Source organism: Sulfuricurvum sp. IAE1, assembly GCF_004347735.1.
Taxonomy (GTDB): domain Bacteria; phylum Campylobacterota; class Campylobacteria; order Campylobacterales; family Sulfurimonadaceae; genus Sulfuricurvum.
In genome coordinates, this window is the sequence record NZ_SLTI01000042.1 from 101,067 (window position 1) to 124,734 (window position 23,668).

General features: G+C 54.1%; 25 protein-coding genes. 8 read left to right on the forward strand and 17 right to left on the reverse strand.

Translation table 11 applies throughout. The annotated features are described in order from the left end of the window. The first annotated feature begins 125 nt into the window (after positions 1-125). From E0765_RS05655 to E0765_RS05665, 3 genes are read left to right on the forward strand one after another with little or no spacing between them, the layout of a single operon-like run. The gene (locus E0765_RS05655) at positions 126-545 is read left to right on the forward strand and encodes a chemotaxis protein CheX (protein WP_132812251.1); all 420 of its coding nucleotides are present in this window, start codon (positions 126-128) and stop codon (positions 543-545) included. Between the two features lie 3 nt (positions 546-548). After that, the gene (gene fliN, locus E0765_RS05660) at positions 549-902 is read left to right on the forward strand and encodes a flagellar motor switch protein FliN (RefSeq protein WP_132812252.1); all 354 of its coding nucleotides are present in this window, start codon (positions 549-551) and stop codon (positions 900-902) included. Then, positions 899-1,807 carry a hypothetical protein gene (locus tag E0765_RS05665; protein ID WP_132812253.1) on the forward strand — a complete coding sequence of 303 codons (909 nt, stop codon included), beginning with the start codon at positions 899-901 and terminating at the stop codon, positions 1,805-1,807. Before fliN ends, E0765_RS05665 begins: the two co-directional genes overlap by 4 nt. 85 nt (positions 1,808-1,892) lie before the next feature. On the opposite strand, the gene dusB is transcribed toward E0765_RS05665, so the two are convergent. From dusB to gltB, 9 genes are all read right to left on the reverse strand, one after another. After that, positions 1,893-2,882 carry a tRNA dihydrouridine synthase DusB gene (gene dusB / locus E0765_RS05670; RefSeq protein ID WP_132812254.1) on the reverse strand — a complete coding sequence of 330 codons (990 nt, stop codon included), beginning with the start codon at positions 2,880-2,882 and terminating at the stop codon, positions 1,893-1,895. A gap of 73 nt (positions 2,883-2,955) precedes the next feature. After that, on the reverse strand, positions 2,956-3,981 hold the full coding sequence (locus E0765_RS05675; protein ID WP_132812255.1) for a hypothetical protein: 1,026 nt from the start codon (positions 3,979-3,981) through the stop codon (positions 2,956-2,958). 12 nt (positions 3,982-3,993) lie between these two features. Next, positions 3,994-4,347, reverse strand: a complete 354-nt coding sequence (dksA, locus tag E0765_RS05680; protein WP_132812256.1) for an RNA polymerase-binding protein DksA — start codon at positions 4,345-4,347, stop codon at positions 3,994-3,996. Positions 4,348-4,356: 9 nt separating this feature from the next. Beyond that, positions 4,357-4,815 carry a 23S rRNA (pseudouridine(1915)-N(3))-methyltransferase RlmH gene (locus E0765_RS05685; RefSeq protein ID WP_132812257.1) on the reverse strand — a complete coding sequence of 153 codons (459 nt, stop codon included), beginning with the start codon at positions 4,813-4,815 and terminating at the stop codon, positions 4,357-4,359. After that, positions 4,812-5,369, reverse strand: a complete 558-nt coding sequence (locus E0765_RS05690) for a thiamine phosphate synthase (RefSeq protein ID WP_132812258.1) — start codon at positions 5,367-5,369, stop codon at positions 4,812-4,814. Before E0765_RS05690 ends, E0765_RS05685 begins: the two co-directional genes overlap by 4 nt. Position 5,370: 1 nt before the next feature. Beyond that, complete coding sequence (gene accD, locus E0765_RS05695; protein ID WP_132812259.1) at positions 5,371-6,213, reverse strand: acetyl-CoA carboxylase, carboxyltransferase subunit beta; 843 nt, start codon at positions 6,211-6,213, stop codon at positions 5,371-5,373. Continuing rightward, positions 6,210-6,938 (reverse strand): inositol monophosphatase family protein, encoded by a 729-nt coding sequence (locus E0765_RS05700; RefSeq protein ID WP_132812260.1) that lies wholly within the window; start codon positions 6,936-6,938, stop codon positions 6,210-6,212. The genes accD and E0765_RS05700 overlap by 4 nt, the downstream gene beginning before the upstream one ends. Beyond that, positions 6,938-8,320 carry a glutamate synthase subunit beta gene (locus tag E0765_RS05705; RefSeq protein WP_132812261.1) on the reverse strand — a complete coding sequence of 461 codons (1,383 nt, stop codon included), beginning with the start codon at positions 8,318-8,320 and terminating at the stop codon, positions 6,938-6,940. The genes E0765_RS05700 and E0765_RS05705 overlap by 1 nt, the downstream gene beginning before the upstream one ends. A 6-nt stretch (positions 8,321-8,326) precedes the next feature. Continuing rightward, positions 8,327-12,760, reverse strand: a complete 4,434-nt coding sequence (gene gltB, locus E0765_RS05710; RefSeq protein WP_132812262.1) for a glutamate synthase large subunit — start codon at positions 12,758-12,760, stop codon at positions 8,327-8,329. A gap of 182 nt (positions 12,761-12,942) precedes the next feature. On the opposite strand from gltB, the gene recO reads away from it, so the two are divergent. Next, positions 12,943-13,560 carry a recombination protein RecO gene (gene recO, locus E0765_RS05715; RefSeq protein WP_132812263.1) on the forward strand — a complete coding sequence of 206 codons (618 nt, stop codon included), beginning with the start codon at positions 12,943-12,945 and terminating at the stop codon, positions 13,558-13,560. 77 nt (positions 13,561-13,637) lie between these two features. Continuing rightward, positions 13,638-13,889, forward strand: coding sequence for a hypothetical protein (locus E0765_RS05720; protein ID WP_132812264.1), 252 nt, complete (start codon positions 13,638-13,640; stop codon positions 13,887-13,889). Between the two features lie 3 nt (positions 13,890-13,892). On the opposite strand, the gene E0765_RS05725 is transcribed toward E0765_RS05720, so the two are convergent. The 5 genes from E0765_RS05725 to E0765_RS05745 form a co-directional block, all read right to left on the reverse strand. Beyond that, positions 13,893-14,297 carry an Rrf2 family transcriptional regulator gene (locus E0765_RS05725; protein ID WP_132812265.1) on the reverse strand — a complete coding sequence of 135 codons (405 nt, stop codon included), beginning with the start codon at positions 14,295-14,297 and terminating at the stop codon, positions 13,893-13,895. After that, positions 14,297-14,740: a DUF4395 domain-containing protein gene (locus E0765_RS05730; RefSeq protein ID WP_165921682.1), complete on the reverse strand. Its 444-nt coding sequence runs from the start codon at positions 14,738-14,740 to the stop codon at positions 14,297-14,299. Before E0765_RS05730 ends, E0765_RS05725 begins: the two co-directional genes overlap by 1 nt. Before the next feature lie 128 nt (positions 14,741-14,868). Further along, the gene (locus E0765_RS05735) at positions 14,869-15,237 is read right to left on the reverse strand and encodes a response regulator (protein ID WP_132812267.1); all 369 of its coding nucleotides are present in this window, start codon (positions 15,235-15,237) and stop codon (positions 14,869-14,871) included. After that, positions 15,234-16,556, reverse strand: coding sequence for a methyl-accepting chemotaxis protein (locus E0765_RS12805; RefSeq protein ID WP_132812268.1), 1,323 nt, complete (start codon positions 16,554-16,556; stop codon positions 15,234-15,236). Before E0765_RS12805 ends, E0765_RS05735 begins: the two co-directional genes overlap by 4 nt. Position 16,557: 1 nt before the next feature. Then, the gene (locus E0765_RS05745) at positions 16,558-18,459 is read right to left on the reverse strand and encodes an ATP-binding protein (protein WP_132812269.1); all 1,902 of its coding nucleotides are present in this window, start codon (positions 18,457-18,459) and stop codon (positions 16,558-16,560) included. A 201-nt stretch (positions 18,460-18,660) separates the two neighbouring features. Between E0765_RS05745 and E0765_RS05750 the strand changes: the two genes are divergently transcribed. The 3 genes from E0765_RS05750 (at position 18,661) to E0765_RS05760 (ending at position 20,321) form a co-directional block, all read left to right on the forward strand. Beyond that, the gene (locus tag E0765_RS05750; RefSeq protein ID WP_132812270.1) at positions 18,661-19,173 is read left to right on the forward strand and encodes a rhodanese-like domain-containing protein; all 513 of its coding nucleotides are present in this window, start codon (positions 18,661-18,663) and stop codon (positions 19,171-19,173) included. A gap of 111 nt (positions 19,174-19,284) precedes the next feature. Continuing rightward, positions 19,285-19,926, forward strand: coding sequence for a phosphatase PAP2 family protein (locus E0765_RS05755; protein WP_132812271.1), 642 nt, complete (start codon positions 19,285-19,287; stop codon positions 19,924-19,926). Then, positions 19,923-20,321, forward strand: coding sequence for a diacylglycerol kinase (locus E0765_RS05760; protein ID WP_132812272.1), 399 nt, complete (start codon positions 19,923-19,925; stop codon positions 20,319-20,321). The genes E0765_RS05755 and E0765_RS05760 overlap by 4 nt, the downstream gene beginning before the upstream one ends. Here E0765_RS05760 and E0765_RS05765 read toward each other — a convergent pair. Genes E0765_RS05765 through fliP form a run of 3 tightly spaced genes read right to left on the reverse strand, consistent with a single transcriptional unit; the run spans position 20,308 to position 23,634 of the window. After that, positions 20,308-21,768 carry a hypothetical protein gene (locus E0765_RS05765; protein ID WP_132812273.1) on the reverse strand — a complete coding sequence of 487 codons (1,461 nt, stop codon included), beginning with the start codon at positions 21,766-21,768 and terminating at the stop codon, positions 20,308-20,310. The genes E0765_RS05760 and E0765_RS05765 overlap by 14 nt on opposite strands. Further along, positions 21,765-22,883: a tRNA (uridine(54)-C5)-methyltransferase TrmA gene (trmA, locus tag E0765_RS05770; protein ID WP_132812274.1), complete on the reverse strand. Its 1,119-nt coding sequence runs from the start codon at positions 22,881-22,883 to the stop codon at positions 21,765-21,767. The genes E0765_RS05765 and trmA overlap by 4 nt, the downstream gene beginning before the upstream one ends. A gap of 16 nt (positions 22,884-22,899) precedes the next feature. Then, positions 22,900-23,634 (reverse strand): flagellar type III secretion system pore protein FliP, encoded by a 735-nt coding sequence (gene fliP, locus E0765_RS05775; RefSeq protein WP_132812275.1) that lies wholly within the window; start codon positions 23,632-23,634, stop codon positions 22,900-22,902. Between the last annotated feature and the right edge of the window lie 34 nt (positions 23,635-23,668).

Here is a 23,668-nt window from a genome sequence, read left to right on the forward strand (position 1 = left end):
ATTGCTTTATGTTGATTTTCCGGTCGCGCGATTATACCCCTTTGTCGCTTCAGGGAACCCTTTTCGAATCGGTTTGTTTTACGCTATAATGATTTTTGATACTTTAAAATAAGAAACGAGGGATTATGTTACCGATCATCGTCGAAGCCGCAGCCAACTTTTGCCTTCACCAGATACGCCTTCCCTACGAAATAACCGAGCTTCCCCCCAAAAAGAGAACACTTTTTGCTTTTATCGATATCGAATCAAACGGCAGTACGCACAGAGCCTATATCGGTTGCGATCCGACCCTGATCCAGGCCATTGCGGAGATCTTTCTCGGAGAAGACGAAAGCGACGAGCAGACCCTCACCGATATGCTCTTGGAGACGGCGAACATGATCGTCGGCAGTGCGAAAGTGCTCGCCGCCGAAGCATACGATACGTCAATGATGATCGCGACACCGTTTTTCGTTTCCGAGGAACTCTCGCAGATCCGGCCCGATGAGCTTCAATGCATCGGGATTAACGACGGCGAACTGACCATAGCATTGAAAAGGCTTTAAAAGATGGACGAAACACAACCACCCGAAACCGAAATTCCTCTCCACCACGAAGCCGAGCATGTCGACCTCGAAAAAGAGCTCGAATGGATGGATTACGAAGGGCTGCTGGATATGGAAGTCGAGTTTGTCGCCGACCTGGGACAGACTACCCTGACGCTGGGAGAAATTCTCAGACTCAAAAAAGGGGACCCCATCGATCTTGGCAAACCCGCGGGGGAAAGCGTCGAAGCGTACGTCAACCGCCGCATCATCGGCAAAGGGGAAGTCATGGTTTATGAAAAAAACCTTGCCATCCGTATCAACGAGGTACTCGACTCGAGCGCCGTACTCTATTATCTTTCAAAAGAGAGACTATGAAATATCTGATCGCCCTGTTTATCCTCACCCCCATGCTCTGGGGAGCCAAAGTCCTCAGCTACAACGTCTACGACCGCAACGACCGGGTCGACGTCATGCTCACTTTCGACACCCCTTACGAAGGGGTCCTGCGCCAAAACCGTCAGGGGGACACCATCGTCGTCAAACTCGAAGAAGCGTTTATTGAAGCTTCCAAAACCAAAGACGTCAATTCTGCCTATCTGAACAAACTCACCATCGCACCGCAGGGCGAGCACCTCGAGATCATCGCCAAAGTCTCGCCGGACGTGACGATGCAGGCTTCGAAAACGTCCGATTCCTACGGCTTGCGCCTACGCTTCATGAGCGCCGCGGGTATCGCGAGTTCCACTGCCCCCTCTCCGGTCGACGAAACTGCCCTTACCGGCCTTCCGACGAAAAAAAGCAACGAGTTCGAACAAAGCTACTACGTCGTCATCGCCATCCTCGTCATCGGAATCGGAATTTTGCTGTGGCTCAAACAAAGCATCGCCAAGCGCAGCGGGGTGATCCAGCCGCAGCAGCCCAAAACGCCGTGGCTCTTCAATAAACCCGCCGCCGAAGTACAGGCCGTATCGACGCCTTCCATGCCGATCGCCCCGATCAAAGCGGGAGAGAGCGGAGGGGTTCACATCCGTTTCCAGAAAAGCCTCGATGCAATCAACAGTGTCGCAATGCTTGATTACGGGACGCAAAGCTACCTGGTACTGATCGGAACGAATACCGTGCTTCTGGACAAATTCCAAGACAACATCCCCGTCACCCAGAACGAATTCGAATCGCTGCTGCAGTCCAAACACCGCGAACTCGACGGTTTCTTCCAGCTCGGTTCGGCGGCCGACGAACCGTTCGATTCCTACAAGGAAAAAGCGTCAGGGGTCTATTGATCCCCTTCTTCTCCCGCCCTTCGCGGCATTCTAATCCGTTTTAACGTAACAACAAAACTATCGTATATTTTCTAAAACGTGCGTCTCAGCACTCGCACGCAAGGTCCGAAGCGCTGAACCCTTCGCTGATCTGGCGGTGGGTGAGGAAGAACTCGTCGACGACGGCGCGGAAGTGGACGGGGTCGTCGATCCGGTTGACGAGGTCACGCATCGCGGATGCCCCCTCGTAGCCTTTGGAATAAGTGTGGACATGCTTGCGGAACGTCACGACGCCGCGCGGACCGTAGAAACGGACCATCCCGTCCAGGTGTTCCATAATGATCGCGTGTTTGATGAGCGGATCGACGGAGGCCGAACCTGTCTTGAGCTGGTGGAAAATCCACGGGGCCCCTACCGCACCGCGCCCGATCATGACACCGTCGGCCCCGGTATGTTCGAGCACCCATTGCGCTTTCTCAAACGAATCGATGTCCCCGTTGGCGATGACGGGGATATTCACCGCCTCTTTGATCTCGGCGATCGCGTCATAGTCGACGGGGGCTTTGAATTTGCCCGCACGGGTGCGTCCGTGGACGGCGAGGAAATCGGCGCCGCACTCTTCGACGAGCCGGGCGATCTCGATGTGGTTTTTTGACTCGAATCCCAGACGTATTTTGACGCTCAGGGTCGATTTGTTCGAGGTCTCCTTGATCGTACGGATAATACGGGCCATTTTGGGGAGGTCTTTTAGCAGCGAACTCCCCGACCCATGGCTGACGATTTTGGGGACGGGGCACCCGCAGTTAAGATCGATGATGTCGATCTCATCCTGGGCATTGAGCACCTCTACCGCGCGGCGCACCACCTCTTCGTCCGCGCCGGCGATCTGAACCGAATAGGGATCCTCGTTCGGGCTGCGTTCGAGCATTTTTATCGTCTTTTGCGAACCGTACGCGAGAGCGTTGGAACTGATCATTTCGCTGACGGTGAGGTCGGCGCCGAATTTTTTGACGACGTTACGAAACGGAAGGTCGGTATATCCCGCGAGCGGGGCAAGAGCGTATACGGGTCTGGAAAAATCGAGTTTGGGGGTCATGATGTTTTACCTGTAGAACGATGATTTCACCCGGACGGGCGAAGTTTCAGAGCCCGCGAGGGCTGAACCGCGCTTAATGGCAGCTCCGGCGAAGAAAGATGGCGATATCGTAGTGCTTGTTGGCTTTTTTGAGGTCGCGGTACGCTTTGAAGATCTGGTACTCGTCGTGGGACGTATTGTTGAGGATCTCGTTGGCGGTATCGTTCATCTGCAGATCGTAAAGGGTGTAAAGATACCCTTCCATCGCATCGTCATTGTTTTCGCTGAGCATTTCAAAAAGGCGGATACGCTGCTCGGGGAGCATGTTTTTCGCCATCGACTCGGAAAGATCGAGCCAGTCGGCACCCTGCAGTTTAAGGGTAGAGAATAGACCGATCAATTCCTCGTTCGAAATCTCGATGCCGTTTTCCGCCGCATTGACCCGCTGGATGAATGTAAGCAACGAGGCCTTGGTGAAAAAACGTTTGAACTTCAGAATCGAACCGGCCGATGCCGTTTTGACGTAATCTTCGAACGCTTTGGCACATACGATGTCGCCGTAGCTGTCAGGGCGCGAAAGAACCGCATCCGCATCGATTTCGCCGCGTTCGAGACGGTTGAGGTTGTTTTGTATGACGATCGAAGCGGTTGCGGGAAGGTGGAACTTTTTGATCTCCACTTTTTTCTTCTCTTTGACGTCGCGCATCAGTTCAAGGGCCTCGTCGATTTTTTCGTTCCCGATAGAGCGGAGGGTTTCGAAGGGGAGAATGAGGCTGTTGTCGATCAGTTTTCCCATCAGTTTGTAGGCGTCGCTTTTGTAGACGTAGTTGCGTTCGCCGCTTCCCAGCAGGGAATCGCGCAACGCGTCCATCATCTTGTCGTGGTCTTTGCCCAGGCGGCGGAGTTTGTAATTGCCGACGAGCGCGTACACGCCCATGTGCAGAAGGCTGGCAAAATACATGATTACGAGAGGAACGACTACCCAAAAGGCGATCGGAAGATTCGGGAAATGCATTCCCAGCAGGTCGAAAGATACCGCACCGTTGTTGATGCTGTATGTCGCGGCCGCAACCAACAGCATCAGCAGCAGTGATGCGAGGGTGTAACGTTTAAGCTGCATTCTCTACCTCTCTTAGTGTTTGTTTTTTTCGACGATCGGACGGCATACGATACAGTATTTGGCGTGCGGTTTCACTTTCAGGCGCTGGAAACCGATATCGTCTTCACACATTTCGCAAATACCGTATTGTTTTGATTTGATTTTGGCCAAAGCGGCTTCAATCTCCTGCAACTCCTGCATCTGCTGCGCACCGATGGCGTTTTCTACCATGTTGTCGTTGCTGACGGACGCATAATCACCCTCATCGTTGAGTTCAAGCTCGCGCAATTGGTTCATTTCGCTTTCAACGCCGGTGATGTTTTTGATAATCTGGGCCTTCCGGGTCAGCAATATTTCCTCGAAATAATGCAACTCATGGTCTCTCATCAATGCTCCTCATTTGTGATACGGATGGTTTGCAGCCAATGAATAGGCGCGGTAGATCTGCTCCAGCAACACCGCTTTCGCGATTTTGTGGCTCATCGTCAGATCCGACAGGCTGATGACGCTGTCGCACCGTTCCACAAAGCTCTTTTCAAAGCCGTATGCGCCGCCTATAAAAAATTGCAAGGCGATTTTATCACTTATAAGCTTACTAAATGCAAAACTGTCCAGTTTTTTCCCCTCGGGATGGAGCGCGATCGAATAGCTTTTCCCCAGCATCGGGGAGAGCAGTTTCGTATACGCTCCCTGAGAGGCCTCCGCGCTGATGGTGTGAGCCTTGGCGATCTCTTTGGGAAACAGCTCGATATCCTCAATCTTGGCGAAACGGGAGATCATCTTCATCTGTTCCTGATAAAGAGGATCGTAAAGCGAACGCTCTTTTTTCGCGATGGAGACGATCGAAATGTTCATAGAATGGCGCTTCCGATCACGTGGTACGTGACGTTTTGAAACGTGTCATCCGGCCGTACTCCACCGATCGCGGCTACGGGATGGCGAGAGAGAGCGGCGATCGCATCGAGCCGTTCACCCAACACTTTCGCGTCGGATTTGGTAGCGGTGGCACGGTAGGCTCCGAGCCCGACGTAATTGAGATCAAGGGTGTTGGCCACCGCGATCTCACGCTCGTTATGGGTCGAGAGACCGACGATCTTGTCGGTTCCGATCGACAGTCTGAGAATTTTGAGCGCTTTGAGCGGATCGGGATCGATGGCGTAGAGGTCTTCTTGGCCGATATGAACGCCGTCGCAAAACGGGGCAAGTTCGTAGTGATCGTTGACGATCAAAAACCCGTCCCACAACCGGCGCAACACGATCAAATCGGCTTTGATCGCGGCAATGTCGGCATGTTTGTTCCGATACTGGATTACTTCGGCCCCCAGTGCGTTCGCACGGTTCACGAAAGCGTTGATGTCCGCCCCTTTGGCCATCAGAGTATCGGCGTCGCAGAGTGCGTAAAGGCGCATATCAGGGAAGCAGGAGATTCAGCAGGTCGCCGAGGGTGTCTTTGAGCTCGTCGCGGGATACCACCATGTCGATAGAACCTTTTTCAAGGAGGAATTCAGCCCGCTGGAACCCTTCGGGGAGATCGCTCCCGATTGTCTGTTTGATGACCCGCTGTCCTGCGAAGCCGATCAGCGCACCGGGCTCGGCGATGATAATATCCCCAAGCGTCGCGAAAGAGGCGCTCACCCCGCCCATCGTCGGGTCGGTGAGAAGCGAGATGTAGGGAAGCTTCGCTTCGGAAAGTTTGGCAAGCGCGGCAGAGGTTTTGGACATCTGCATCAGCGAGAAGGTACTCTCCTGCATACGGGCGCCGCCGCTGGCACTGACGATGATCAACCCCATCCGTTTTTCGATCGCGCGGTTGATGGCACGGACGATTTTTTCCCCTTCGACCGAGCCGAGCGATCCGCCCATGAAATTGAAATCGAAGACCACCAGCTGCGCCGGCGTGCCGTTGATCGTACATTCGCCGCTGACGACCGAGGAGTAGGTCCCGTTTTTAGCGTGTCCTTCCTCGACACGGGCCGCATAACTTTTTTTATCGACAAAATTAAGCGGATCGACGGGTCTGAGGTTCGCGTCGAATTCAACGAAACTTCCTTCGTCGGCGATAAGGGCCAGACGCTCTTTGACTCCGATACGGAGGTGGTGGCCGCATTTGGGGCAGACGTGATTTTGTTTTTCGATCTCTTTATAGTACATCAGGGACTGGCATGAGGGGCATTTCACCCAGTGCGAAGGTGCCTCGCTTTTCGTAGGCTGTTTTTTCTTTTCGGAGTCGCCGAACAGATTGAATAGACTCAAAAAATCTCCTTTTGTACAATCGCTAGAATACGTTCGAACACTTCTGCGTCTTGTGCTACGAGCAAGAAACAGTCGTTTTGAAACGTGTGCAGATGACGGCTCAGATGGAGACCCGCCTGTATATCGTATGGGCGCATTGTACCCAAAAATAGCACATATTTTACATAAGGGGCGTAAGCGAGCGAGAGGGCCAGTGCTCCGGGTGAGCGGAATTTGAGCCCTTCTGCAACCAGTTTTGCCGCGAGTTCGGGATGGTTCGGGGATTTTTCGAATAGGCCTATTTTTGCATAAGGATTGGCGATAACGGACTCGCGGGTTTGGGGAGCATCGAGCGATGTACGGTAATACTCCTCGGCTGTCCGGACGAAAACGTCGCCATTGGCGAGGTTGCACACCAGCGATTCGAGAGTCTTTCCCTCTTTTTCCAGGGCAATCGAAATTCCGTAGTAAGGAAAACGGGAGAGAAAATTGTCGCTTCCGTCGATCGGATCGAGGATAATGTTCACTGAAGATTCGGGGTCCATCCACCCCGCCTCTTCGGAAAACACCGCCCCATACGGGTGCAGATGGGCATAACAGATCGATTCGGCTTTGAGGTCGATCCCGCTGCTCACGTCGCCGCCGAAGCCTCGATCGTGCGAAGCGAAATGGGCGGCACCTTCTTCACCGCACACGCGGCGCACTTCCTGGCACGCCGCAATCGCCGACTCGACAAACCGGCTCATCAGCCCAGCAATGATTTGGCGATCGCTCTGGCCGCCTCACGGCCGTCATATGCCGCGGTGACGACCAGATCGGCACCGCGCTGGCAGTCGCCGCCGGCGTAGATACCGGGGGTTGTCGTCTCGAATTTATCATTGACGACGATACCGCCCCAGCTGTTGACGTTGATGCCGTTTTCGGCGAGGAACGGAGGGACGACCGGATCGAAACCGAGCGCCATGATGATGACGTCGGCATTAACCTTGAAATCTCCCCCTTTTACCTCTTCCATTTTCTGGCGGCCGCTTTCGTCTTTGGCGCCGAGAACGGTTTTGGCCATATGGATACCGACCGCTTTGCCGTTATCTCCGAGAATAACCTCTTTGGGGGAAGCGTGAAAGACGAACTCCACCCCTTCTTCGATCGCGTTTTTATACTCTTTGACCGATCCGGGCATATTGTGCGCGTCGCGGCGGTAAAGGCACGTGACGTTTTTCGCCCCTTCGCGGCGTGCGGTACGGACACAGTCCATCGCCGTATCCCCGCCCCCTATGACGACGACGTCGAGATCTTTGAAATCGAATTTTTTATCGTAGGAAAGGCCGAAATTTTTACGCTGGATCGCCGTCAGGTAATCCATCGCCACGTAGACGTTCGAAGCGTTTTCGCCGGCGATTTTGGCCGATTTCCCTTTGGTCGCGCCGATCCCGACGAATACCGCGTCGTGTTTGTCGGCGATTTCGCTAAATTCAATGTCTTTGCCTACTTCGCATTCAAGAACCAGGTTCAGCCCCGCCTCTTTGAGAAATTCCACGCGTCGCTCGACGATTTTTTTGTCGAGCTTGAAGTTGGGGATGCCGTAGGTGAGCAGCCCGCCCGCACGGTCACTTCGCTCGTACATCGTCACGGCGATTCCCGAACGGAGCAGATAGGTCGCACACGAGAGGCCCGCAGGACCCGAACCGATGATCGCCACTTTTTTATCCGTGGTGATCCCGGGGAAATAGGGTTTGAGCCCCTGACGGAACCCTTCTTCGTTAATAAACGTCTCGACTCCTCCTATCGTGATGGCCCCGTGGCCGTCGTTGAGGGTACAGTCCCCTTCACACAAACGGTCATGCGGGCATACGCGACCCATCACTTCCGGGAACGGCGAAGGTTCGTTGGAGAGCTTGAACGCGAATTTCAAATCTTTCTCCGCGACCGATTTCAACCACTGCGGAATGTAGTTATGAAGGGGGCATTTATTCAGACAAAACGGGTCACCGCACTGGATACAGCGGTCACTTTGGGCCGATGCGTCGTTCTGTCCCATCTGCTCGTAAATTTCGTTAAAGTCTTTCAGACGCTCGACCACCAGCCGTTTGCTGGGATCGATACGCTCAATCGTTAAAAATTCTCTCATAATGGTTTAGTCCCCTTTGTCCGGATTGAGTGGGAGTTTGGTTAGGTTTTTCGGGCGTACGAGCCAGAAATTACGGATCTCGACACGGAAATTTTTCAATAGTTCTTTCGCTTTTTCGCTCTCGGTCTCGGTAACGTACTCTTTGAGGAGACGTTTGAGGTAGTGGCGCGCTTCGTCGCCGTCATCGGTATCGATCCGCAACGCGTCGACCAGCTCGCGGTTGACGTTTTCAACGAAACTGTGGTCGGCGTCGTACACGAACGCAAACCCTCCCGTCATCCCAGCACCGAAGTTGATTCCCGTTTTACCGAGGATGACGGCGACACCGCCGGTCATGTATTCGCACGCATTGTCACCCGTCCCTTCGACGATGGCAAGCGCACCCGAGTTACGAACCGCGAAACGCTCTCCGACCGAACCGGCAATAAAGAGTTTACCGCCTGTTGCGCCGTAAAGACACGTATTACCGCCGGCACTGAACGCCTCTCCCTGATTCTGGGACTTGATGACGATTTTACCGCCGTGCATCCCTTTACCGATGTAGTCGTTCGCCACGCCGTCCAGACGGATCGACACGCCGTTGATCAAGAAAGCGCCGAGGGCCTGACCGGCGATCCCTTTAAGATCGATGCGGATCGTATCCTCTTTAAGCCCCGCATCTCCGTAATACTGTGCGATTTCACCGCTGATACGGGCACCGAAACTCCGGTTGAGGTTACAGATGTCACGGACAACGCGAACTCCGCGTTCGGGATGTTTGATCGCATCCATCACTTCGGCGAGAACTTTTTTCTCGAACGCGTTGTCGTCGAAGGGCTCGTTTGAGCGCGACTGGCAGGTATTAACCCCCTCTTCGCGGTGGAGGACGGAGCTGAAATCGAATTTTTTCGCGAATTCATCATCCACGACGCGGAGAAGGTCGCTACGCCCGATCAGTTCTTCCATCGTGCGGTATCCGAGCTGCGCCATGATTTTGCGCACGTCTTCAGCGAGGTAGGTGAAATAGTTGATCAACTGATCGACCGTTCCGGTGAAATACTCTTTGCGGAGTTTTTCGTTTTGCGTCGCAACCCCGACGGAACATTTGTTGACGTGACAGATACGGAGCATCTTACATCCGATAATGGTCAGCGCACCCGTACCGAACGCATAGCTCTCGGCACCCAGAAGGGCCGCTTTGACGATATCGGTCCCCGTTTTGAGCCCGCCGTCGGTCTGAACGTGGACGAGTCCGCGGAGGTTGTTCGCTTTGAGGGCGTTATGGGCTTCGGAGAGGCCCAGTTCCCAAGGGTTCCCCGCAAATTTGATCGACGTAAGCGGAGCCGCACCGGTACCGCCGTCGCCGCCGGAGATGATGATTTTATCGGCATAGGCTTTGGCAACCCCTGCCGCGATCGTACCGACACCCGCTGCGGAGACGAGTTTGACCGCCACCGTTGCATCAGGATTGACCTGTTTCATGTCGAAAATGAGCTGTGCCAGATCCTCGATCGAATAGATATCGTGGTGCGGCGGAGGCGAAATCAGTGTGACGCCCGGCATCGTATAGCGCAATCGGGCGATCAGGCCGCTGACTTTGTGCCCCGGAAGCTGTCCTCCTTCTCCGGGCTTGGCCCCCTGGGCAATTTTGATCTGGATCTCTTCGGCGCTGCGAAGGTATGCGGGAGTAACCCCAAAACGTCCCGATGCGACCTGTTTGATTTTCGAATTTTTGAGGGTTCCGAAACGCGCCGCGTCTTCGCCGCCCTCACCCGAGTTGGACTGTGCCCCGATGGTGTTCATGGCTACCGCCAGGCATTCATGCGCTTCGGGAGAGATCGATCCCAGCGACATCGCCGCGGAAGCGAACCGCTTGAAGATTGCCTCTTTGGGCTCGACTTCGCTGATGTCGATCGGTGCTCTGTCGGATTTGAATTCGAAAAAGTCGCGGATAAATTTCAGACCGCGGCCGTTGACCAGTGCACTGAGGCGGTCGAAGTCTTCCCTTTTTCCTGTTTTCGAAACGCGATGAATCGCATGGATTACGTCGGGGCTGAAATCGTGGTGTTCCTGCCCGTTGTAGAATTTATAGAAGCCACCGATTTTAAGCGGGAACATCCGATTGAACCCGCCTGCGGCGAACGCCTCTTTGTGGTTACGTTCAAGACGCGCGTCGATGTCGTCGTACGTCAGCCCCGGAATAAGGACGTGCGAGTCGCCGAAACACTCCTCGACCATCTCGCGGCTGAGTCCCATGACGTCGAAAAGACCGGAATTGCGATACGACGCGATCGTCGAAATACCCATTTTGGACATGATTTTGAGCAATCCGGAATTGATGGCGTGATGGACCGACTTGAACGCTTCGGAACAGCTGATCTCTTTGCCGTGCTCATCCAGGTGCGCCGCCACGGTCGCAAACAAAAGCGAAGGATAAACGGCGCTTGCCCCGTAGGCGATAAGCGTTGCAGCACCGTGAGAATCGACTACTTCGCTCGTACAGGCGACGATCGAGGTGAGGTGGCGGATTTTTTCATCCAGCAACGCACGGCTCAGGCGCCCTACCGCCATCAGCATCGGAATCGTTTTGTGTTCGGCATCGAAACCGGCGTCGTCAAGGATCACGATACGGATCCCCTCTTCGCGGACTGCTTTAACCACTTCGTCCACCAACGCTTCAAGAGCCGGTTTCAAAGAACCTTTGTAGGCCGTCGAGAACGTGCGGTTTGCGTAAAACGGCTCGAATCGCGGAGAGTTTTTATCCCCGAATGATTTGAGGACGTCGAGTTTTTCACGGGTGATGACCGGCGACGTCGCCTTGAGGCGATGGGCATGGCTTGGGATCTCATCAAGAATATTATGAGTTTCGCCGAAGCCGGTGTTGAGGCTCATAACCACTTTTTCACGGATCGGGTCGATCGGCGGGTTGGTCACCTGTGCGAAGCGCTGTTTGAAATAGTCGCTGAAACTGCGCTGTACGGTGCTGAACGCGGCAAGAGGCGTGTCGTCTCCCATCGATCCGACTGCTTCCTTGCCGTCGCGGATCATCGGCTCGATCACCTGCTCGACCACTTCCTGGGTGATGTTGTAAAAGCGCTGGCGGGCGACCAGGTTGGCGGCATCGTAGTCGCAGCGGGTGACGTACTGCTCTTCGACGTGCTCTTGCAGGTAGATCATATGATCGTTGAGCCATTTCATGTACGGGTTGGAGCTTTTGAGGTAATTGTTGATGTCCTCGTCTTTAAGCACTTTCCCGAATTTGAGGTCAAGCCCGATCATCTGTCCCGACTGGAGGCGTCCCCGTTCCTTGATGTTCTCTTCGGGAATATCGATAACACCGTATTCGCTCGCGATGAGGAGCGTATCGTCGTCGGTAATGATGTATTTGGAAGGACGAAGCCCGTTACGGTCGAGTACACACCCGATGTAGCGTCCGTCGGTAAGGGAGAACGCCGCAGGACCGTCCCACGCTTCGAACACGGTCGAGTGGTATTCGTAGAATGCGCGCAGCTCGGGGTCCATGTGCGGAGCGTTCTGCCACGGTGCGGGGATGACGGCCCGCGCCGCTTTGAAAAAGTCCATCCCGTTGACGATCAGGAACTCAAAGAAATTGTCGGCGCTGGCACTGTCCGAACCTCCCGGCTGAAGAATCGGCAGAAGGCGCTCGATCTCTTCGGCCGTAAACACGTCGCTTTTGATCGACTCGGATTTGACCGCGACGTTGAAGCGGTTCGCTTCGACCGAATTGATTTCCCCATTGTGGGCGACTGCGCGGAAAGGCTGGGCAAGACGCCATTTGGGAAGGGTATTCGTCGAAAAGCGCTGATGGAACAGCGCAAACGAGATTTTAAATTTCTCGTTTTGCAAATCGGGGTAGAACTCTTTGATATGGGTCGGCATGATCAACCCTTTATAGGAGACGACGCGGGTCGACATCGACGCGATGTAAAAATCGGGATCGTCAACCAGGGCGTGTTCGGTCTCTTTGCGGCTCAGGTAGACCAGCGCATCGAAGCGCTGGGACGCCATCAGCGAATTGGGCGTAATAAAGATATGGTGAATTTCGGGCAGAGTGGCCAGCGCCTGCTCTCCGAGCGCGTTCGTATCGACCGGAACGACACGGTCCAGCACCACTTTGAGGTCGTTGTTGGCACATACTTTTGCCAGCGTTGAGAGTTGGGACGCATCACGGGTGAACACCACCGCAACGGCGTACATTTTAGGGAGTTCTACTCCCAGCTCCGCCGCGGTAGCGCGCATGAACTCGCGGGGAAGGGAAAGGAGCAGTCCGCTGCCGTCCCCCGTTTTTCCGTCCGCCGCGACGGCGCCGCGGTGCATCATCCGCTCGAGCGCGGTAATCGCGTTTTCGAGGTTTTCGTGCGAAGGGCGGTTTTTGATGTTGGCGATCAGACCAAACCCGCAGTTGTCTTTGAATGAACGTAATAAATCTCGGTATTCCACTGGAATCGTCACCTTTCACCGGAACAATTTCGGCAAATTGTTATTTTTTAATCTCTTTTTAAACATAAGTAGTTTATAGAGGTCAAAATTTCGTAAATTATACCGATTGTCAGGTTAAAAAAGGTTAAAATAGCGGAGCGTTTTAGAAATTTATCAGATTTTTGTGTAGAGTAGAACCAAATATGCAGGGCTTCATCATCCGTCTCAACCGTGCGCGGGAAGAAGATACGATCGTCACCATCATAGCCGAGGAAAGCTTACAGACGCTTTATCGTTTTTACGGCGCACGGCACAGCCCGATCAATGTCGGCTACAAAATCGATTTCGAAGCCGAGCATTCGCTCAAGTCCTCCATCGCCCGACTGCGCGACGTGATTCACCTAGGGTATCCGTGGCTTGGGGATTTTGAACGGATGAGGCTGTGGCAGCAATTTATCTCCCTGTTCTACCCTCACCTCAAAGACGCCGAAGAGATCGGCAGCTTTTATTTTGCCCTTCTCGACGATGCGGCATCCAAATGGAAAGAACAAAACCCCAAACGGGTCGCCGTCGAAGCCTACGTACGCCTCCTGGAACACGAAGGGCGGCTGCACCGCGATATGGACTGTTTTTTTTGCGATCTCCCGATCGAAGGGGACATATCGCTGATTCGCGCTTTTTTACCCGCCCACCGCCAGTGCTCCCACACCCTGAGCATCAATCCCAAAGGGCTCGAATGGCTTTACGAACACGCTTCCACCCTCTTTTTGGACGACCGCGAAGTGGAAAGGCTATGGTACGTCATCAATGAAGGTCTTTGATCTTTCAAGTATCCCCTCAAGATTTCGGGTACGCGATTTGCTTGTCGTCTGTATTCCGAATACACAAAGAGTTTCCCATGCGTAAAAAAACCGCCCGAGACCTGATTATCGACCGCTATACCCCGACGACGGTAAAAATCGAAAGCCGCCCTTTCACTCCTCAGAGCGTAGGACGCGGGGCCACCCTCGAAGAATTTTACCGCGAAGTCGACGCCAAAAACGCCCAAAGCTTCCGCCAGCAGTATCTCGTCAAAGACGCGTCCGAGATCGAATCGATGATGCGGCATAACCGCAAGCTGATCGACGCCAAACGGGGACGGGGAAACTAAGCCTTAGATGTCGTAATGATAAGGCTGGTACGCCTGATCGATTTCGGAAAGCTTCATTCCGAAAAGGCGGCGCATCTTCTCTTCGATATCGCCCCAGAAATACTCAAGGATCAGGCTCGATCCGACATTCCCGTCGATTTTGTAAAACGGTCCTTCCAACGCCTCGATGATTTCGAGCACTTCGATTTCATGCGGAGGGCGCGCGAGTTTGTATCCGCCGCTTGCTCCCCGTGTACTGTTGAGCAGATGATTGCGGCGCAGCATCGACAAAAGCTGTTCGAGATAGCCGTGGGATATTTTCGTCATCGCTGCGATTTCGCGTACCTGCATCGCACGGCCGTAAGGGGCATGGGAGAGGACATGCATGGCGGCCAGACCGTAAATCGCCTTGGAAGAGAGCATCGCCATTATTCAAACCCTTTCGGATAGATTTTTTTGGTCCAGTGGTAAAGTTTGCACGCGATGCAGTAGCCGAAAAAGAGATCCAAAGCCGCGCAGAAAAGGTAAATCACCGCAACGGCGTTAACCGCCCATGCGATTCCCAGAAAATGAAACAGCGCCATCGCCGCGACAAACCCGATGCCGAACAAAGCGGCCAGCCGTTTGGCCCCGGCATCTTCCATACGGCTTGGCAAAGAAAGACGGCGCTGAATCCATAGGGATACGTTCTGGATCGGACTGAGATGTTTGACTCCGTAGAGACGAAGCGCGAAATCGACCGTCAAAAAAAGCAGGATCGCCACGATCCCGCTTACCAGGTACGCAATTACCCCGCTCATCACGAACAGCGTATTGATCCGCGTCACCGTAGCATCGACCTGGCGAAAAATCAGTGGGCATTGTTGAGCCATAAGAGACCCCTTCTTTTTTTTCGCCATAGTAAAATAGATTTTTCTTATTGTCAAGCATCCATACAGAATTACTAAGGTATAAAAAAGAAGGAAATAAAAAAGGGGAGCCTTCTCCCCTTTGAACCGCATTAGCGATTCGGGATCAGTTCCCGAACTTTTTTCTCAACGGCGGCAAGAGAATCAAACGGTTTGAGGACATAATGGTCCGCACCGATCTTGTGGCTTTGCAGCACTTTGTCCAGCGTCGAATAGGCCGTCATCATAATAACGACACATTCGGGATCTTTGGCCTTGATCTCTTCGAGTACGCTCAACCCGTCGCGCTGCGGCATCATGATATCAAGCAGTACGCCGTCAAATTCTCCGGCTCTGAAGCGGCTCAAAGCGCTTAGGGGATTATCGAAATAGGTCACCTTGATGTCCCCGGTGCGCCCCAGTGCTTTTTCCAGCATCGTCCCGATGGACGCTTCATCGTCTACAATCATCAAACGGATCATTCATTACCTCCAAATAAATTATCAATCGCGTGTTCCATCAAATCCTCTGTTTTTTCCGCCACCAGTACGTCCAGTGCTTCGAAAACGCCGTGGCTGGCCTCCTCGATTTTACGGATGCGTTCCTCGATCTGGGTGCGCGAACACAGTTTTTTGCCGTCGCCGCAGTCGGCGATAAGGGCATTGGCCTGCGTATGGACCTGAGAGTGGGGCCCTTCGAGCCGACTGTAGGACTTGAGGTGCCCGAACTGCTCTTTACCGAGGCCGCTGTCGTACCATTTGCCCAGACGGCAGGAGTGGTGATCGACCGGTTTAAAATCGCTCTCCTGTCCGAAAAGGAAGGCGTAAACGTTGTTTTTATAGATAACGTGGTCGATTTTGGCGAGGTTGCTGAAAATGTAGTTGCTGATGTCCATGATCTCGTACACGCTGCGTGAAGCGTTGCGCTGGAATATCTCCATCCGCTCTCCCATCTGCGAAACGTCGTCCTTGGTCTCCGAAACGATCCCGGAAAGTTCTCCGGTCGCCGTTTCGATCTCGCTCGTATCCTGGGTCATCGACTGGATAACGATTTCGATCTCTTTGGTCGCTTTCTGGGTCCGTTCGGCAAGCTTGCGCACCTCATCGGCAACGACGGCGAATCCCCGTCCGTGTTCTCCGGCACGCGCCGCTTCGATCGCAGCGTTGAGGGCGAGGAGGTTGGTCTGGTCGGCAATATCTTTAATCAGTGCAACGACGCTGGAAACTTCGTGCGAACGGCTGACCAGATTGGCCGTCGTGTTCATCGTCCCCTCCATCAGTTCGGCGAGCTTGTTCATCCCCTCGTCAACCTCTTTAGCCAGCCGAAGCCCCTCTTGGGAACCCTGGGCCGTTTCGCGCGACTGTTCGGTCATGTCTTTGAGTTTTTCAAGGATGTCGATAAAGACTTTCTGCGTGGCGCTGAGCGCACCGCGGATGCTTTTTTGGTGCATCTCGAGCAATCCCCCCTCTTCGCCGCTAACGGTTGAGGATTTGTGAAGGACGAACCCTTTGAATCCGTTACGAAGGCTCTTTTGGACGACATCGGCCTCGCATTCACCGACGACCACTTCGTGCGCCCCCGATGAGAGTGCGCGCACAAGGGAGATTTTGTCGTCGATCGCTTCGGCACGGGTGTTGAAAAACACCGGCTCGTTTTTCGAATCGATGACAACGACCGCTTCCTTGTCGCTGAGCGCGGCGATCTCTTTGTATAGTTCCAGCTCGGCGGCCAGACGGTCGCGTTCGGCGCGAAGCTCGGCGGCTTCGTCGCGGTATCTTTTGATTTCATTCCCGAAAAACATACTACTCCTTCTCCTGATAGGTTTTTAATACAACTTCAAATTCCGCACCCCGGTTGCGGTTGGCCACGCTGATTTTCCCGCCGTGTTTGTCGATGATCGCCTTGGCCACGTTTAGCCCGATTCCCATGCTTTTTTTCTTTTCCCCCCCGACCGCAAAATCAAAAATGGTCGGGAGGATACCCTTGGGAATCCCTCCGGCATTGTCGGAAATTTTGATCCGGATCCGCGCGTCGTCGCACTCGAACGCAATCGCCAATCGTCGGTCGGCATACGCTATTTTACCTTTTTCGAACTCATCCAGTGCATTATTTAAAATAATAATCCACACCTGTTCAAGCCGCGTCGCGATCCCCAGCGTCCGGCACCCTTCGAACCGGTCGTATTTCGTTTCGTACGAAAAAAGCTCCCCGTTGATCGTTATGGGGACGATGTGACGGGAACGGTTCATGACGATCCGCAGTGCATAAACGAGGGTCGTATAAGGATTGCAGGGCTTCATCTCCTCTTTGCCCGTACCGGCGAACTCGTACATCGACGCGACGATCGACTGTATCCGTTCAATCCCCTCTTCGATCGGGCGGAACAACCCTTCCGCCTCGGGCAGCTTTTCGTCGCATTCGAGTTTCAGCAGCTCGAGGTTCCCTTTGATGTACGTGATGGGGGTATTGATCTCGTGGGTGATGCTTGCCGCAAGTCTGCCGACGCTCATGAGCTTGGCGTCGCTGAGTTTCTCTTCTTTGAGGCGTTCAAAATCGGTGACGTCGACGAAATAGAGGATATGGTAATGGTCATCAGGGATCATAGGATTGGGCATTTCGGCGGTATGAAGCTGAAAATAGCGTTTATCCTGATCGGGGCGTATGAGAACCGCACGGCTGTTAAACTCTCCTGCACGATAGAGAGCAAAAATCTTCTCAAGGGCTTTTTTCGGTTTTTTGTGATGTTCGAGGATCGGGACCAGATTTTCCCCCTCTTCACGGAACCAGTCGCATGCCTTGTACGCGGCGAAACACTCATCGCTCCCCGCATATCCGCCCAGTTCGGCAAAATTGCGGTTGACGGCGATCGGCTCGTAACGGTAATTGTACAAAACCGCGGGCGAGGTATCGTGGTCGATCATCCGTTTCATACTCGAAACGATCGCACGGTTCATTTCGCTCATGTCATGACCGATGAAAACGATTTCGTCGACCTGGCGGTTGTCATCGAGGATCGCATAAAGCGTCGTATCGACCATTACCGAATCACCGTGCAGATCGATGAACTCGATAATGCCGCGATAAATTTCCCCCGCTTTGAGCCGTTCGTTCACCAGCGCCCGCAAAAAAACCCGAAAACGGCGGGCGATGAAACGGAACCAGTGAACCCCTACGATCTCTTCGACGGGTCTGCCCAGTCTCGACGCAAGAAGATGGTTTATTTCTATGATCATTCCCTTATGATCGAGATGGGCGGTGAATGAGGTCTTCGAAATCGCGGCATGCATCAACTGGATATGGGTAAACGCCCGCTGAGCCTCTTTGGCATACACGCATTGACGCACGAGCCGCTGGGCTACTATCAGTACCGCACCGGCCGAAAGGGGTTTGAGCAGGTATTTATCGACCCCGACGTCGATGGCCTGCAAAAAAAGGTCGCTTCCGTGCGCGCTCGAAATGACGATCGTTTTAAGGGTGGGATAGCGTTCTTTGCTGATGCGGACGCTCTCCAATATCTCCGGGATCATCGTTCGGGGATGGAGAATCAGCAGATCGGTCGTCTCCAGATGGGACGGGAGCTCTGGAAATATCTCCAGGCGGCATCCCAATGTTCGAAGGGGTTCGACGAAAGGGTCGAGTCCGGTCGAATCTTCCCCTTTCGTTTCCCAGTCGGTGACATACGTGATCCCTATGTTTTCAATCATTCAAACCCTGCCGATCGTCCGCTCGCAACACATTTCCTTTAAGTAACACAAATCATTAAAACTAATTTTTTCCGGTAATAATATCCAAAAAATATCACTAAAGCATCACTTTGTTTTTACTTATGGTTCGATTTTCATCTGGGTGTAATCTTTTTCCGATACAATCACCGAAAAATTTACCTGCACAACGGAACACATGCCATGAAAAAACTGCTGTTTGTATTGCTCGCCTGCGTCTCGCTCAGCGCTGAAGACGTTTACGAGGGGGATCTCACCGCCGCCGAAGCGCACGAAATGCAAAAGAAAGGGGAAGCGATCATCGTCGATGTACGCACCACCCTTGAATTCATCTACACCGGCCACGGCGAAGGGTTCATCAACATCCCCGCCTACGAATGGACCTACATCCCAAAATCGGTTGAAGAACGGGTCAAAAGTGCCGAGTATGAACTCAAAAGCGACAAGGTCAAAGGGCACGTCGAGGTACAAAAACTCTACGACGCCAAAGAGGTTTTCAACAAAAACTTCGTCAGCGACGTCATGAAGGCGATGAAACTGCGCAACGTCGATTCGGTTATCCTCGTCTGCCGCAGCGGCCCGCGTTCGAAAGCGGCCGCGAACATACTGGCAAAAGAAGGGATCAAGGCCTACAACCTCGACAACGGGTTCATGTTCGGCTGGAAAGATTCCAAAATGCCTTGGGACGGGTTTTAACCCCTCCCACGTATCCGCACGATTCTCCTCTTTTTTTACCTTCTCCCTTTTTTATCCATTGCGTTCTTTAAGGATTCTTCCGTAATGATGTGTCAAGAATAAGGGGGAATCATGAACTTTCATGAAAAGCTCACACCCGACGAGCGCTTTTTGCTCCTCGCGGTACTGGTCCTTGCTCTGGGAGCGCTGGCCGCGCTTACCCTCGCGGTACGCGGCGGACACCTGCTCCAGATGGATCAGGCGGTATTGGGAGGGTTTCATAAGCTCAAACACCCTTCCCTGGACCGTTTTTTTTCCTCGATCACGTGGCTGGGATCGCTCTGGGTGCTCCTCCCCTCCTATGTGGTTTTGGTCCTGACCCTCTCCAAAAGTTTCGAACATGTCGAACGGGTGATGGGGATCGGTTTTTTCGGCGCAATCATTACCACTTACGTCATCAAATACATGTTCGAACGCAAACGTCCCCACTTTTTCGGGCCGATCGGCGAACTCCCGCTCGACCCCGCTTTTCCCAGCGCCCATACGACCCAGATCATCGCGTTTAGCCTTTTACTGTGGATCGTCGTCTACACGGGTCCGACGGTCGGCAATCTTCTTCTTGGCGTCTTGTTGCTGGGGATATCGGCTTCGGTGGTTCTTTCGCGGATGTACCTGCAGGTCCATTTTCCCACCGACGTCATGGCCGGAACGCTGATCGCCCTGATCTGGGCGGCTATCGCGATACTGGTGGTCAAATCGGGGACGGTACGATGAAGAATAAATTTCTGGGGACCGGGGAGCGCGGATACCACCCTTGGCGGAAGTTTCGGATTATCCTCTCAGGCCTCCGCTTTGCCGTAATTTATGATTTCAGCGTTCTCTACAAAATCATCCTCTCGGTCGCCGTTTTGATTCCGGTGATGATTTTCAGCGATAAACTCAACGCGTCGCTGATCGTTCTCGCGACGGGGGTGATGCTCTCGGCGGAGATTTTCAATACGGCCATCGAAGCGATGTGCGATTTCATGGAGACCCGCTACAACGAAAAAATCCTCATCATCAAGGATATTGCCGCAGCGGCGGCGGGGATCAGTATCTTTGCATGGCTGGCGGTGCTGTCGTTCGAGCTCGTCCAGCTTCTGCCGCTTCTGCGTTCTATCGTCGGATAACGTCGCTCTCCCGTACCCACAGGTTCTCATCCGGACTGGTCGGCTGCCATACGCGGTTGACGAAATAACCGGTAATGCGTACCCATCCGCCCGAAGGTTCCCCCGCGGTGAACGAGCGGCGCGCCTCCCACGTATCGACGACCGATCCTCCGGGAGCGTTGTAAATCGATCCGTTTACGGCCATCCGGTATGCTGACGATTTCCCCCCTTTTTTAGGTGCGGAAGCGGCCGCTTTCGACGGCTCGGTCGAGGTGCTTTTGGCAAGGGGGCGAGCGTCGCGCGCCGGGGCGGCGGCAACGGCCGTTTTACGGCTTTGGGCTGCGGAGAGGTCGGCTTTGAGCTTGGCGATCTGCGCATCGGCCTGTGCGAGCCTGCTTTGGAGCGCCTTCACCTGCTGGGGCGTTTCGGCCGTTTTGGTGACGATCTTCTCGACCGGACGGTCGCGGTACACCACTTTTTCCTGGGTCACGATCCGGTCTTTGTAAACCACTTTTTCAACCACTTTTTCTTTTACGGAAGGGGCTTTTTTAAGTTTTTCGATCGTGCTCTTCGCCGTTGCGAGTTCGGCTTGGAGTGCTTTGATCTTTTCGGTCGGCTCGGTCGTTTTGGTGACGATCTTCTCGACCGGGCGGTCGCGATACACTACTTTTTCGACCACTTTGACCGGTTGCGCCGGAACGGCTTTGGAGGCTTTGAGATTGGCGATTTCAGCGCGCGCAGCAGTAAGCTCCCGTTGAAGCGATGCGAGTTTTTCGGTCGGTTCGACTACCTTGGTAACGATTTTTTCCCGGGCGGGAGAGGCCTGGAGCCGCGCAATCGCAGCATTGGCTTTTTCGAGTTCCCGCTGGAGTGCCTGTACCCGCTGGGGTTCGACAGCCGCTGCAGCGGAAGCGGCCGGTTTCGCGGCGGCATGCGCCGCAGCGAGCTCTTTGCGCAGCCGGGCGATCTCGACGCGCGCGTCGGCAGCTTCTTTGCGCAATGAGGCAGCGGAACTTTTTTTCAGGTCGTTTTCCAGGAGACGGACCTGCTCTTTGGCTTTAGCGAGCGCTTTGGTCAGGTTCTCCCGCTCGATTTTTCCCACTTTGACCGCGTTAGCCTCTTTGGCGAGCCGCTCGCTGCGCTCCGAAACCGAACGCAGCTGCTCATCGCGTGAAGTGAGGGTTTTTTCCAGGCTTTGGATCACCCCTTTTTTACGCCCGATCTCCTGCTCTATTTCGCGGTTGCGCTGCTGGAGCGTCTTGAGCTGTTGCGTGTTCTCTTTGATCTGCGCTTCGAGTCGGGCGATGCGGGTCTGATACCCTTTGATCTTCGGATTGGCTTCCTGCGCCTGACGGCACTCTTCGTATTTTTGGCGTAACTTGGCGACGTCGCCCAATACCGCCTGGGTCTCTCCGGCAGCCCCGTAAAGATACCCTGCGGCGATCAAACTTGCAAACAGCGTCTTCATGCAACCCCTTCTTTTTTGACCAGCTTGACGCCCATTTCCAGATGGTGGGTATAGGGGAACTGATCGAATGCGGCCATCGCGCTCACGGTATGGGTCCGTTCGAGTATTTCGAGGTCGCGCGCCAGGGTCTCGGGGTTGCACGAGATGTAGAGCAGGTGCTCAAACCGCGACGCGAACGCGCACGGCTCTTCTCCGAGCCCGGCGCGCGGGGGATCGACGAAGAGGGTTTTGAGACGATAATCGTCCAGATCGACCCCTTCCATGCGGTTAAACACGCGGACGCGGTCGAGCGCCATCGTGAATTCTTCGGCGCTCATGCGGACGAAATCGATATTGTCGACTCCGTTGAGCTTCATGTTCTCTCTGGCCGCGGCAATGGAGGATTTGGAGATTTCGGTCGCAAGCACCCGCTCAAAGCGCGACGCGAACGGTATCGTAAAATTCCCCGCCCCGCAGTAGAGTTCGAGAAGATCGCCGCCGATCCCCTCGAGCTGTGCGAGCGACCATTCGACCATCCGCTCATTTACTCTGGGATTGGGTTGCGTGAAGCTGTTTTCGATATGGACGTAACGGTAGTCCCGCCCTGCGATACGGAGCGTTTCGGTCACGTAGTCACGGCTTACGACGATCTTTTGCCCGCGGCTTCGCCCGATAACGCCGATTCCGAGCCGCTCTTCGAGACGGCGCGCCAGAGCCAGCCATTCGTCGTCGAGTTTTCGGTGATACAGCAGGCTGACAAGCACCTCCCCTTCCCCCGATGCAAGGAAATCGGCACCAAAAAGCTTGTGCCCCATTCCAAGCTCCGAAATCGCGGGCAGAAGCCGTTTCATCGCATACGCGATCGGTTCTGCGACAATGCCGCATTCATGGATCCGGAGCATCCCCTGCCGATCCATGCGGTTCATCGCGTAACTCATCCCGCCTTCGTCATGGTACACCTTGAACTCGGCCCGGGAACGGAACCGCTCTTGCGGCGAGCGGACGATTTCGATCTCGCCCCGGAAAAACGGGGCGAACGTTTCGCGTACGACGGAGAGCTTGTGTTCGAGCTGCCCTTCGTATCCGTTTTCATAATCGCGGCAGCTGCCGCAGATCCCGAAATAATTACACTGCACGAAAGACCTTTAAACGCTATTTGACACTGGCGATGAGATTGCCGATGAGAAGATTCCACCCGTCGACCATCACGAAAACGAGTATCTTGAACGGCATCGATATCATGACGGGGGGCAACATCATCATCCCCATCGACATCAGTATCGACGCCACGACCATATCGATGACGAGGAACGGGAGAAAAAGGAGGAACCCGATCTCAAAGGCCGTTTTGAGTTCACTGATGACGAACGCCGGGATGACGATGGTCAGCGGCACCTCTTTGATCGACTGGGGATTTTCCATGTGCCGGATCCGCAAAAAGAGCGCCAGGTCTTTTTCACGGGTGTTGCGGACCATGAAATTTTTGAACGGTTCGGTCGTTTTTTCGAACGCCTCGTCGTAGGTGATCAGCTCTTCGCTGTAGGGTTTGATCCCTTCATCGTAGGCCTTTGTGGCGACGGGTTCCATTACGAACACCGTAAGAATAAGCGCGAGCATGACCAGCAGCTGCGTCGGGGGGACCTGCTGGGTCCCCAGCGCCTGGCGCAAAAACCCGAACACGATGACGAAACGGGTAAACGTCGTCATCACCAGCACCAGGCTCGGCGCAAGGAAAAGAACCGTCAGCACCAAAAGGACGTTGAGCGAACTCACCACCTCTTCGGGGGTTTCGGGGGCGGTCAGGTTGAAGTTCATCGCCGGCACCTGGGCGTCTTCGGCCCAAAGCATCAACGGGATCATCAAGAGCAAAAAGACCAAACGACCCAAACCGTACCCCGCATTTTCCAAAATGAATTCTTTT